Here is a 12,311-nt window from a genome sequence, read left to right on the forward strand (position 1 = left end):
TTAGATTTTAGATTTTAGATTTTAGATTTTAGATTTTAGATTTTAGATTTTAGATTTTAGATTTTAGATTTTAGATTGGGAATGACTGATTTAATAATGGTACGGATTGTGATAAGCTGTTACGCATCTAAATTGAATACAGAGACGGGCAGGATGCCCGTTCCACAAGAATTGTAGAAAAATTGACTGTAAAATTAGATGCACACCCGCTTATTGACAGTATGGCGCGGATTCTGTCCATTACAAAAGCTACGGATTGTAATATCGAAAAACCCGGTTGTGTTTGACAAACCGGGTTTTTCTGGCATTTATCGCGTTTAAAACTTACTTTGTTTTAGCGTTAAATTCCTGCAATGTTTGATAACCGCCAGCCGGATTGTATAGGTGACAGTTGTCGGCAATCCGCTTCATTAAAGACCAAGAAAATTCTGTTTCGTAGAGATGATCTTGCCAATTTTCCTTTAAGCTGCTGTGGGCGAGGCGCAAATTGTACCAGGGTATAGCAGTTGAAAGGTGGTGAGGAACGTGCACGTTAATGTCGTGGCACAGAAACTCTACCCAGCGGGGATAGTCGCAGTGAACTGTTCCCGATAGTTGCGCTTGGGCTTCGTTCCATTCTTCGGGTTTTTTAAATGAAATGTCTGGTGCTGTGTGGTGAACAATGGTAAAAGTGCTCATCCAGAAATGGTAAACCATCCAGGGCATCAACCAAAATTTGATGAATCCCCAAATGCCTGTGGTGGCAATTAAAGTCGGAAATACGATCGCAGCACCGATTAAAACTACTAACACAGAAAACCGCACTTGTTCTTGCTGCTGTTTGCCTTTGAAGCGCCACCACTTAAAGTGTACTTTTGCCCAGTGGGCGATCGAGCCAACCCACCACATCGGGCCGAAGATTAAACTATAAGCTATTTGTAAGGCTTTGGGCGCGGCAGCGTAGTCGGCTGCTGTCATCGGCTGCCAAGCATTATCTTCGCCAATTTTGTTGGTGTGCTTGTGGTGATAATTGTGTCCATGCCGCCATGCGTGAAACGGGAAAATTAACGGCAGAAATGCGAGATGTCCGACTAAATCGTTTACCCAGCGGCGGTTAGCAAATGACCGATGGCCGCAGTCGTGGCCGATCACAAAAAAACCGGTTAATCCGGTGCCTGTGAAAATCCACATCAGGGGCAGTAGAAACCAAGGAGAGACTGCTATTCCCCAGTAACCGACAGCAACTAAAAGAACGTTGACGATTACTTTTGTCCAAGCTTTGCGGGGGTTTTTGACGAATACTTCCCGCGGCAGGGTTTTGAGAATATCTTTCAGGCGCAGGTTGGAAGTGTCACTTGCGGATGTCAAATTTAGTGGTTTTTCGATCGATGCTGTCATAAATAGATTTCGATTCTCCGTATGCCATGAGCATGGCTTAACAAATTAGCGCCATAAAAAAGCGCAGTAAAATGTCAGCTCGTTGCCAGCTTGTGGCAGACGAGTTGAGCAGTAGGCAAGCGCGTTTTAGCAAATGCTAGCGATCGCTATCCGCAGTTAGGAATTTCTAGCACTTTTGGCAAAAAATACTGCGGGTAGCAAAACATTCGTTTTTATAACACAGGGGCAGCACAGTTAGCATTAGCGACTGTTGTCTGCTAATTGCTGTTGCTGCCAGAAATGGGGTCTAGAGCCGGCAAGCCAGCGATCGACCGTTGCTGTTTGAGGCTTTGCACTTCCAGCAGCAAGGATTCGATTTCCGCTTGCAAGTGCAGGAACTTAACTTGCTGGTCGGCTTGGTAGGGGCACTTTACCAAATCTACTTTGCGGGCAAAACTGGTCGATAGGGTAGAAGAACTAGCCATTTCGGGATTGCTCGCGGTGACTTGAGGCCGGGAAAGAGTGGATGAATTATTTGACATTAGTAATTGAGTAGACATATCTACACATTCACACCATTAAGTTACTTTAACCTGAACCGATCGTATTAAACATCAAATTAACCGATCGAGCTAAAATTAGTGTAAATTCCTTGGCCATTGCCTAAAACCATTGACATCGTGACCCTGATTCTACCTGCTACTGACTCTGCTGCTAACTCTGCTGCCCGCGCCGCCTCGCCGAAGCGCTACGGCTGGCCCGGCTTGATCGAAGCTTATCGCCCCTACCTGCCAGTGACGGAAACCACGCCGGTAGTGACGCTTCAAGAAGGCAATACTCCCCTGATTCCAGCACCTGCGATCGCCTCTCTCATCGGTAGAGACGTGCGCGTCTTGGTGAAATACGACGGCCTCAACCCCACTGGTAGTTTCAAAGACCGGGGGATGACAATGGCGATTTCCAAGGCAAAGGAAGCTGGTGCCGAAGCTGTAATTTGCGCCAGTACCGGCAATACTTCGGCCTCTGCCGCCGCCTACGCCAGACGCGGGGGAATGCGAGCTTTCGTGTTGATTCCCGAAGGTTACGTGGCTTTGGGCAAGCTGGCGCAAGCTTTGCTTTACGGTGCGGAAGTAATTTCGATTGGGGGAAATTTCGATCGGGCCCTAGAAATTGTCCGCGAAATGGCTGTTAACTACCCCGTGACTTTGGTAAATTCGGTGAATCCTTACCGCTTAGAAGGTCAGAAAACCGGTGCTTTTGAAGTGGTGGACGCTTTAGGCGATGCCCCAGACTGGCTGTGCATTCCCGTCGGAAATGCGGGAAACATCACAGCATACTGGATGGGTTTTTGTCAATACCACCAAGCCAAAAAATGTTCGCGCTTGCCGCAGATGATGGGATTTCAAGCGGCTGGGGCTGCACCCTTGGTAACGGGCCAACCAGTGGCGAACCCAGAAACCCTGGCGACGGCGATTCGGATCGGCAACCCGGCTAGCTGGAAACAGGCGATCGCCGCTTCCGAAGCCAGCCGCGGCAGTTTTGCAGCAGTCACCGACGCCGAAATTCTCGACGCTTACCGTTTGTTAGCATCCGAGGAAGGAATTTTCTGCGAACCGGCGAGTGCTGCTTCTGTGGCCGGCTTGCTGAAGGTGAAAGACCAAGTTCCGACTGGGGCGACGGTGGTTTGTGTGTTGACTGGTAACGGTTTGAAAGACCCGGATACGGCAATTAATCACAGCAACAATCAATTTAAAAGCGGCATTGCTCCGAGTTTGGATGCAGTAGCTGGGGCGATGGGATTTTAGAAGAAGGAAGAGGGAACAGGGAAGAAGGAAGAAGGAAGATCTAAACAGGCAAGATGCCTGTTCCACTCTTAGTGAAAATCTCTTGTGGGGTGGGCCGAAGAACCCGCCCGTAAGCCCATAGAAACAGGCAAGATCCCTGTTACACTCTCAGTTAAAATCCATTGTGGGGTGGGCCGAAGAACCCGCCCCCAAGCGTATCAATAAACCCCTGTGATATCGATTTTTTCTCGATCGACTCAGCGAGACAATTTTGTCCTTATATTATGACTAGCCCTACTGCAACCCTGTTAATTGCCTGTCCCGATCGCAAAGGACTCGTCGCCTTACTTGCCAATTTTATCGCCTCCCACAACGGCAATATCATCCACGCGGATCACCATACAGATTTTACCGCTGGATTATTTCTAAGCAGGCTAGAATGGCAATTAGATGATTTTGATTTAACCACCGAACAAATAACACCTACTTTTAGTGAAATTGCCAAGGACTTACAAGCCAATTGGCAATTGCATTTCTCCCAAAAAATTCGACGCATCGCGATCTGGGTAAGCCGTCAAGATCATTGTTTATTAGACTTGATTTGGCGACAACAATCTCAAGAAATCAGAGGTGAAATTCCGCTGATCATCAGCAACCATCAAAATTTAAAGCCTCTTGCCGCACAATACGGTATCGACTTTGAGTATATTCCCATTACTAAAGACAATAAAGCTATTCAAGAAGCACAACAGTTAGAAATTATTAAAAAATATAAGATTGATTTAGTAGTTTTGGCTAAATATATGCAAATCTTGAGTCAAGACTTTATCATAAATTTTCCCAATGTAATTAATATTCACCATTCATTTTTACCCGCGTTTGTGGGTGCAAATCCCTACGAAAGAGCTTATGAAAGAGGGGTCAAAATTATCGGTGCAACAGCTCACTATGTTACACCAGATTTAGATGCTGGTCCGATTATCGAACAAGATGTTGTGCGCGTCAGTCACCGCGATGAAGTGTCTGATTTGGTTCGCAAAGGTAAAGATTTAGAAAGAGTTGTGTTAGCAAGAGCCGTGCGATATCATTTACAAAATCGTGTTTTAGTTTATGGCAATCGGACTGTGGTTTTTGCTTGAAAGTTAGGCATCATATCAATCCTGGTTTGTTAGCGATTTTATCAATCGGCGAGTGAAATCGCTACGACACACACACGAAGTCCACTGAAGCGCGGACTGAATAAAAGACGGATGATAAAAGCGGATTTGGTATGATTAATCATTACTCACTAAAAGGCGGTAGCTGAAGTAACTGATTTTTAGAAGGCGAAAGTTCTGCCCGATTGTGGCGGATTTCGATCGCACTTTCGCCCGGATTTCCCGTGGTAACAGGTACGATTTCTAAAGAATATGCTGTCTCTGTTTTTCTAGGGGCAGGATTTTGGGCTTTCGTGAGCAAGTCAACGGCATCTCCGAGGGCGCTAGTTAAATTTTTGCTAGTCTCGGCGTGGCGGGCTTCTTCTTGTTTGAGGGCTTGAGTGAGTTGTTTAACTTGTTCGATCGCCCGATCGCGCTCTTGGAGAACTTCTGTTAACTTAGCTTTAAGTTCGCCTACTGTTTCCAGTTGTGCGACTTCCTGCTGGCGAGCAACTCCAGCATCCTCGCCTTCGGGCATAATGGGGGAAAAATTTTGTAATTGCTCTATTTGTGCTTCCAGAGAAGCGATGCTTTGCTGAGTTAATTTAGCATCATTCCGCCGCTGCTCGGCTTCGGTATTGTAGAGTTGGCGCCACTGAGCCGCACTTTCACCGGCCTCATCTCGATCGCGCGAAACTTCTGTTAACTGCTGTTGCAGCCGCTTGATTTCATCTAACCACTGTCTGACATCCTGATCCATAATATTGATTTTAGATTTTAGATTTTAGATTGGGGAATTGGGGAATTGGGAATTGGCAATTGGGAATTGGCAATTGCGAGTTGATAATGGCTTAATTAATTAACGACTTGTGTACCTCATCTTTCGCCTCGTTGCCTGTGCGCTATGAACATTTTTTACTGGTTGCGCTACCTGATTTTAGCTTTGTTTAAGGCGCTTTTAAGGCTGCTTCGAACTCTCAAACGGAAATTTGGTGGTTTTTGGCTGTTTTGTCGGTGTTTGACTTGGCGCACGCTCAAGGAAGTCGGCGCGAAGGCAGGAGAGCAGCGCTTGCCGGGGCTGTCTGCCGAAATGGCCTACAATTCTATGCTGGCGCTGTTTCCGGGGCTGTTGGCTATCTTATCTGCGATCGCCCTGTTTGAACCTTTGCAGTCAACACTGTATCAAATCGCCCGTCTTTTGGGCGAAGTTATACCCGATGACGTGCGGAATTTAATTGGTGGCTTAATCAAAGAAATTCTGTTAACTCGGAGTAAAGGGCTATTTTCGGTGAGCTTTCTTGGGGCGATTTGGGCATTTTCTGGAGTAATGAGCGCGGCGATGGCTGCACTCGATCGCATCCATGACATCCCGAGCGATCGAACTAGACCATTTTGGAAAGCCAAACTTATTTCTCTGGCGCTGAGTATCGGTACAATTGTGCTGTTAATTCTAGCATCGGGAGTAGTATTTGTCAGCGACTTAATTGTACAAGCTATTGCCCGCCAGAGTTGCCTGCTGGAGTCCGTCGCCAATTGCGATTTAAAAGATGTCCAAAATTGCTTGCTGCTCGCCGGCAATTGCCCTTTAGAGTCGCAACTATTAGCTGTTTGGCGGCTGTGGCGGTGGCCGATTTCTTTGGGCATTGTATCAGTTGCCTTTGCCTTTGTTTACCGCTACGGGCCGAGCCGCCACCAACCAGATATTCCTATTTTGTCGGGAGCTGTTTTTGCAGCTATTTTGTGGGCACTGTTTTCAGCTTTATTTCGGTTTTATGTTTTGCATGTGGGCAATTTTAGTTGGGCTTACGGCACAATCGGAAGTTTTATTGTGTTGCTGCTATGGCTGGATATTTCTTCTTTGGTGATGCTGATCGGCGCTCAGTTAAATGTGACGGTGGGAAAGGCTATTAAACAATCAAAATTAAAATAATTTGTTAATTTTGAATTGTTAATTGTTATGTGTTATTTGCCGGATGCTGGCTTACCGACGGAGTAAAGTGCTGAGGATGCCCGCAACAAAAGACAGCAAAATCAGTATCCAAATGACACCACCGGGAATGAATGTCAAGAGGCCAACACCTCTGAGAATCCAAACTAGGAGGGTGAGGCCGAGGATAGTCAAAAAGATGCGGGTAGATAGTCGCATTTGAAATCTAGGAGAATTAGTCATGTTGAATCTTAAAGTTTTGTCTGGATCAATGATAGCTGTTTTGCTGGCGATCGGCAGTTACCTGACTTTAATTTCAGATCCCGGTTCTGCTGTTGCGCCTGGGGCTACAAATGTGCTGGGAGAAGCGGCAAATGCTGCTCAAAAAACACCTGCTGCAAGTTTAACAATTTCCGATCGCACAATTGGAGCGGCGAAGGTGGGGATGACTTTCGGACAATTGAAAAAGGCTCTGGGTTCCACGGCCCAGTTTAAGGTACAGTCTCCTTTTATGGTAGACTTTGATGCTGTGGCTGTCAGCCAGTCTGGAAAAGTGCAATATCGGATTATCTACGCTGCCGGTACAAAGCTAAAAGATTCGGATGTCATTGAACTTTTAATGACTGATAATTCTAATTATAAAACAGTTCAGGGCGTTGGGCCGGGAATGACTCTGAAACAAGCTGAGGCAATTTACGGTAAGGCTACTTTATCTTATAACGTGGATAATGAAATGAGAGAAGGGGTTGTATTTGCCAAGCAACCCACTAGAAACATTATGTTTGTTCCCAAGGCTGAAGGAAAACAATTTGGGGGAGTTTATGGCGCTGGTCAAGGGGGATTTTATCAGACTAATAAGTATCACCCGAATGCTGTAATTAAGTCTGTAATGGTGCGTAAGTAAGTTATCAGTTCTGGCCGCCAAAACCCGGTTTTTTAACGTAATTGCGTCATTTTAGGTTGATGGCGCGAGAAACCTGGTTTTTTGCTGTTTCTGCAGGCTGTAGGAAGTATTCTTGCAAAAACCCGGTTTCTGGACACCTGCGAGTCTAGAACTATAAAAATTAAGGAGTACCTGCGGGTAACTCCAAATACTCTTCATTGTCAAGATAATCTCTGATATTTTCCAGTATTTGCGTCAAATACTCTACGACTTCTTCCTTCATTTCTAATAGTTCCTCAATAGCCTGATCTTGCCCCACTTCCTCAAAAGACTTAATCCCATGCGCCAAATCATTCCTGTTGCTTTTAACAACTACAAGATTTTGCCCGTTCTTGGTCTTAGTAAAGTCTGTTTGATATGAAAAACCATATTTTTCTGCTATTTCTTTAATCAACCTAGCATCCACATTTCCTGAAAACAGTTCCTCGCGCTCAAATGTAGCTGTGATGATATCTGTAGAGATTTGGTTGATTGTTAAATGAATTTTTTGAGGAGAACGGTTTTTCAGATTTTGGAGGACAATTACTTTGATTTTGGGTTTGAGTCGGTCAAAGGAGATTCCTTTATTTTTGAGCTCCTGGAATATGGCTTCAATCGCATTTCGCATAGTGGATTCAACTAAGTTATACAGTAACAAAAAACCATTAGCTCTCAGGGTTTTTGCTAACTCAGGATCGAGACTTTGTATTTTGTATGTGCCAGCAGGATCGAATACAGCTAACTTTGTTGTCTGTTTTTCCAAGCTCTCCAGAAAAATGAAGTAATCATCCACATCTTTAGCGCGTGTATTAAAGTCGAATAGTACAGTTTCCATGATTATCCTAGCAGTCGATCGCAGACATATTCAATACACACAACAAATTTTTTATTTCCCAAACTAATACCCAGAGATTTTTGGCTCTCTTTCAAATGTATTTACTTTGCTATTAAAATGATTGTAGCCGCTCAAATAAATCTCTTCGGAATTCCTCATTTGCAGTTTTGCTTAGTTGGATTACCCGAAGTGTAGTTCGATTGAAATGCCTCTGACGAGGCATGAGTAAATCACTAAACTTAAATCCATTCAAATGCTCTAATTTTTTCAGTCCACTTAAGGTTAATTCGTTGTTGACAAATCTGGTTAGAGTACGAATGCGTTCTGCACCGTCTACGATCTCTAAACGTGATTCATCATTTTCATCATCACCGATATCAGCAACGAATAGATAAGGTATTGGTAGCCCCAAAATTACAGATTCGATAAACTTTGATTGCCTTGCTTCATCCCAAGTCATTTCACGTTGGTAGTCAGGAATAAACAACTTATTAGTATCATCGTCAATTCCTTCCATATATTTTTGAACGAGTATTTCGACTGGATACTGTTTGGTGTCGTAATTAATTTGCTGCCGATTATCGCGAATTTCCATTTCTGCAGCATTTCTGTCTTGAAGCGTAATTTCTTCTAGTTTCGATCGCATATTTTTAAGTAACGAGAAAGTGTTGTGGATACGATCATTTTACCACAGCCCAAGGTTGAGAAAGTCCTGTTCCGAGAATTTTAGTCTTGAGGCCACCCCAGTATAAATTCTGATTTGGCTGAGAGGGTACGGCCGATCGCACTTATCAAAAAAAGTGCGATCGCCAATGTTTATTTAACTGAAACCGCCGCGCAAATTACCCTTTATAACGCGCTGGTGACAGGATTGGAAGGACGGCCCAACGCCGATAAACGGTGACTTTCCCCACTGCGATCGAACACAACCTCAAACTTAACGTGAGGTATAGTTTGTCGCAGAAACTGAAAATGCCCGTCTGCATCTGAACGGCTGCGGAAGCGGGCAACAATAATCCATTGCTGAGTGGGTAACAGACGGGCGATCGCCCAACAACACAAGCGTTGTTTATATGTCATCATAGAATTCGTCTCCATTGAATGTTGGAGCCAGAGCCAGCCCGGAACCTTCCACAGTAAGGGGCTGGCTTTTGACTGTTTACAGGTGGCAGCATAACACATTATGACGTACAATAATATAAAACGACATAAAATGAAATAATTTTATCGGTTTTAACTCAAAACGGCGTAAGATGGATTTTGTTGAAATGTTTTGCAGTACAACGAATGGCTTCACGGGGACGAGTTACCGCATACTTGCCAGAGGAGATTCAAAAAGCTCTGGAAGAATGGGCAGAAGAAGACAGCAGATCCGTTAGCAGTTTGGCAACGTACCTGCTGACTAAATCTGTTAGAGAACGCCAAGAGCAGAAAAAAGATAAATCAGAAAGCGATCGCCCTTAAGAACGATCGCCCGCAATCCCATCCGCGTCCATCCGCCTACATCTGCGGTCAAAAAAAGAACCACCGCCTCAAAAAAAATAAGGTGGGCCGCAGCCCACCCTACTCAAATTATTTCGCAGTCACCAACTGGGCCGGCAGCCTTTTAAACGCCAACCTTTCATTCTCGATATCCACAAAAATGGTATCGCCGTCAGCAAAATCTCCCCGCAAAATACCCTTCGCCATTTGCGTTTCCAACTCGCGTTGAATTCCCCGCTTCAGAGGCCGCGCACCGTAAACGGGATCGTAACCAATTTCTGCCAAGAAGTCGATCGCCGATTCCGACAATTTCAGAGACATTTTGCGATCGGCCAACCGTTTTTCCAAACGCTTAACTTGCAACAGCACAATTTGCCGCAATTCCGGCTTACTCAAACCGTGGAAAATAATCGTTTCATCAATCCGGTTCAAGAATTCCGGGCGGAAAGTTCCCCGCATCGCCTCCATCACCAGACTCCGCATTTTTTCGTTATCTCCTGCCACATCCAAGATGTATTGAGAGCCGACATTCGATGTCATAATAATCACAGAATTCTTAAAGTCTACTGTGTGACCTTGAGCATCGGTAACGCGGCCGTCATCCAGAATTTGCAGCATGATATTGAATACATCCGGGTGCGCTTTCTCGATTTCATCGAATAGAATTACCGAATACGGACGGCGGCGGACAGCCTCAGTTAATTGTCCGCCTTCATCGTAGCCAACGTATCCCGGAGGCGCACCGATTAAGCGCGAAACTGCGTGTTTCTCCATGTATTCCGACATATCAATTCGCACGATCGCCTCTTCGGTATCAAAGAGATAAGATGCTAATGCTTTCGCCAACTCGGTTTTACCTACACCCGTAGGGCCGAGGAAGATAAAACTCGCAACGGGACGGTTCGGATCGGCTAAACCCGCGCGCGATCGTTGAATTGCATCTGCAACCGCCGTCACCGCTTCATCCTGTCCGATTACCCGTTTGTGCAGTTCATCTTCCAACTGCAAAAGTTTCTGCATTTCCGATTCAACTAACTTGCTGATCGGGATTCCCGTCCACTTAGAAATAATCTCAGCAATGTCAGATTCCGTGACTTCTTCCCTGAGTAAAGTTTTACCAGTGGTTTGAGTTGCTGCCAGTTTAGATTCTGCTTCTTGTAGTTGTTTTTGCAATTCGGTTAACTTGCTATATTTCAACTCAGCAGCGCGGTTAAGGTCATATTTTAATTCAGCTTGTTGAATTTCAATGTTAACCTTGTCAATCTGTTCTTTAATGTTCTGAATGCTGCCGATAACACCTTTTTCTGATTGCCATTGGGCGTTCAAACCGCCTTGCTGTTCCTTGAGATTGGCTAAGTCTTTTTCCAATCTTTCCAAACGGTCAATCGATGCAGCATTACTTTCTTTTTGCAGCGACAGTCTTTCCATTTCTAGCTGCAAAACCTTGCGATCGATTTCATCGAGTTCTTCCGGCTTGGAGGTAATCTCCATTTTGAGTTTAGCCGCTGCTTCGTCCATTAAGTCGATCGCTTTATCGGGAAGGAAGCGATCGCTAATATATCGAGTTGACAAAGTAGCCGCCGCTACTAACGCATTGTCGGAAATTTTCACACCGTGGTGAACTTCGTAGCGTTCCTTCAAGCCCCGCAAAATCGAAATAGTATCTTCAACTGTCGGTTGGTCAACATAAACTTGTTGAAAACGGCGTTCTAATGCCGCATCTTTTTCGAGATATTTGCGGTATTCGTCGAGAGTTGTAGCACCGATACAGCGCAATTCTCCCCTCGCTAACATGGGTTTTAGCAAGTTGCCGGCATCCATCGAGCCTTGAGTCGCGCCGGCCCCGACAACGGTGTGAATTTCATCGATAAATAAGATGACTTTGCCGTTGCTGTCCATCACTTCTTTGAGCACCGCTTTCAAACGTTCTTCAAATTCTCCCCGGAATTTTGCACCGGCAATTAACGCGCCCATATCTAAGCTAATTAATTGTCTGTCTTTGAGAGATTGCGGCACATCTCCGGTGATAATTCGCTGGGCGAGTCCTTCGGCGATCGCAGTTTTTCCTACTCCCGGTTCCCCAATCAATACCGGATTATTTTTGGTGCGGCGGCTCAATATTTGAATCGTGCGGCGGATTTCGTCATCCCGTCCGATAACTGGATCGAGTTTGCCTTGACGTGCGGCTTCTGTCAAATCTCGGCCGTATTTTTCCAGCGCTTCGTATTTGCCTTCTGGATTTTGGTCTGTCACTTTGTTGTTCCCCCGGACTTGGGTAATAATATTTTTGAGCTTGGCTTCATCTAGTTTAAATTCTTGCAGCAGATTTTTGCCGAAGCGATCGTCCTTAACGTACCCTAGTATCAAATGCTCGATCGAGATAAATTCATCGCCGTACTCTTTGCGATAAGCTTCAGCCCTGTCTAGCAGGGTATCTAGGGAACGACCGAGATAAACGTTGCCGCCAGCGCCAGTGATTTTCGGCTGGCGGCTGATAAACTCATCAGTGCGATCGCGCAATTTGGCGATAGTCACTCCAGCTTTATTAAATAAACTGCTAGCCAGTCCCGATTCTTGTTCCAGCAAAGCTTTCATCAAATGTTCGCTTTCTAGCTGTTGCTGTTGGGCTGCTTTGACAACTTCTGGGGTGCGCGCGAGGGCTTCCCAGGCTTTTTCGGTAAATTGGTTTGGATTATTCGGTTGCATAAATTTTGATTCCCTGAATTGAAAATGATGAGTGCTGTAGAGGCAATTGCTCGATCGCCCGTACAATTCTCATTGTAGGGAGTTGCGAAGGGCGATCGGATCGGTGTTCCCCTATCTTTAGATAGGTATTTCCGTCCTTTGTCGCAGTCTCTGGCAGCGAAAA

General features: G+C 45.2%; 13 protein-coding genes. 5 read left to right on the plus strand and 8 right to left on the minus strand.

All coding sequences use genetic code 11. From position 1 onward, the window contains the following. Positions 1 to 324: 324 nt before the first annotated feature. Both QUA58_RS24735 and QUA58_RS24740 read right to left on the minus strand, forming a co-directional pair. Positions 325 to 1,377 (minus strand): fatty acid desaturase, encoded by a 1,053-nt coding sequence (locus tag QUA58_RS24735; protein WP_333247803.1) that lies wholly within the window; start codon positions 1,375 to 1,377, stop codon positions 325 to 327. A 257-nt stretch (positions 1,378 to 1,634) separates the two neighbouring features. Further along, entirely contained in the window at positions 1,635 to 1,916 is a 282-nt protein-coding gene (locus QUA58_RS24740; RefSeq protein WP_333396502.1) for a hypothetical protein, read from the minus strand. Between the two features lie 120 nt (positions 1,917 to 2,036). On the opposite strand from QUA58_RS24740, the gene thrC reads away from it, so the two are divergent. Both thrC and purU read left to right on the plus strand, forming a co-directional pair. Beyond that, a complete protein-coding gene (thrC, locus tag QUA58_RS24745; RefSeq protein WP_333396504.1) occupies positions 2,037 to 3,161 on the plus strand; it encodes a threonine synthase in 1,125 nt (374 codons plus the stop codon). A 263-nt stretch (positions 3,162 to 3,424) separates the two neighbouring features. Beyond that, a complete protein-coding gene (gene purU, locus QUA58_RS24750; RefSeq protein ID WP_333247799.1) occupies positions 3,425 to 4,279 on the plus strand; it encodes a formyltetrahydrofolate deformylase in 855 nt (284 codons plus the stop codon). 142 nt (positions 4,280 to 4,421) lie between these two features. On the opposite strand, the gene QUA58_RS24755 is transcribed toward purU, so the two are convergent. Beyond that, complete coding sequence (locus QUA58_RS24755) at positions 4,422 to 5,036, minus strand: hypothetical protein (RefSeq protein ID WP_333396505.1); 615 nt, start codon at positions 5,034 to 5,036, stop codon at positions 4,422 to 4,424. A 144-nt stretch (positions 5,037 to 5,180) separates the two neighbouring features. On the opposite strand from QUA58_RS24755, the gene QUA58_RS24760 reads away from it, so the two are divergent. Further along, positions 5,181 to 6,206 carry a YihY/virulence factor BrkB family protein gene (locus QUA58_RS24760; RefSeq protein ID WP_333396507.1) on the plus strand — a complete coding sequence of 342 codons (1,026 nt, stop codon included), beginning with the start codon at positions 5,181 to 5,183 and terminating at the stop codon, positions 6,204 to 6,206. A gap of 51 nt (positions 6,207 to 6,257) precedes the next feature. On the opposite strand, the gene QUA58_RS24765 is transcribed toward QUA58_RS24760, so the two are convergent. Continuing rightward, positions 6,258 to 6,446, minus strand: a complete 189-nt coding sequence (locus QUA58_RS24765; protein ID WP_333396509.1) for a hypothetical protein — start codon at positions 6,444 to 6,446, stop codon at positions 6,258 to 6,260. On the opposite strand from QUA58_RS24765, the gene QUA58_RS24770 reads away from it, so the two are divergent. Further along, positions 6,445 to 7,107, plus strand: coding sequence for a hypothetical protein (locus QUA58_RS24770; protein WP_333396511.1), 663 nt, complete (start codon positions 6,445 to 6,447; stop codon positions 7,105 to 7,107). The genes QUA58_RS24765 and QUA58_RS24770 overlap by 2 nt on opposite strands. Positions 7,108 to 7,267: 160 nt before the next feature. Here QUA58_RS24770 and QUA58_RS24775 read toward each other — a convergent pair whose 3' ends face one another. The 3 genes from QUA58_RS24775 to QUA58_RS24785 form a co-directional block, all read right to left on the minus strand. Beyond that, positions 7,268 to 7,960, minus strand: coding sequence for an MAE_28990/MAE_18760 family HEPN-like nuclease (locus QUA58_RS24775; RefSeq protein ID WP_333396512.1), 693 nt, complete (start codon positions 7,958 to 7,960; stop codon positions 7,268 to 7,270). A 112-nt stretch (positions 7,961 to 8,072) separates the two neighbouring features. Beyond that, positions 8,073 to 8,606, minus strand: a complete 534-nt coding sequence (locus QUA58_RS24780) for a DUF262 domain-containing protein (RefSeq protein ID WP_333247789.1) — start codon at positions 8,604 to 8,606, stop codon at positions 8,073 to 8,075. Positions 8,607 to 8,809: 203 nt separating this feature from the next. Beyond that, on the minus strand, positions 8,810 to 9,043 hold the full coding sequence (locus tag QUA58_RS24785) for a hypothetical protein (protein WP_333247787.1): 234 nt from the start codon (positions 9,041 to 9,043) through the stop codon (positions 8,810 to 8,812). 204 nt (positions 9,044 to 9,247) lie between these two features. On the opposite strand from QUA58_RS24785, the gene QUA58_RS24790 reads away from it, so the two are divergent. Further along, complete coding sequence (locus tag QUA58_RS24790) at positions 9,248 to 9,424, plus strand: ribbon-helix-helix domain-containing protein (protein WP_096829277.1); 177 nt, start codon at positions 9,248 to 9,250, stop codon at positions 9,422 to 9,424. A gap of 108 nt (positions 9,425 to 9,532) precedes the next feature. Here the strand turns inward: QUA58_RS24790 and clpB are convergent, their stop codons facing one another. Next, positions 9,533 to 12,148: an ATP-dependent chaperone ClpB gene (clpB, locus tag QUA58_RS24795; RefSeq protein ID WP_333396514.1), complete on the minus strand. Its 2,616-nt coding sequence runs from the start codon at positions 12,146 to 12,148 to the stop codon at positions 9,533 to 9,535. Positions 12,149 to 12,311 lie beyond the last annotated feature (163 nt).

The organism is Microcoleus sp. N9_A1 (assembly GCF_036701795.1).
In the GTDB taxonomy this organism is placed as follows: domain Bacteria; phylum Cyanobacteriota; class Cyanobacteriia; order Cyanobacteriales; family Microcoleaceae; genus Microcoleus.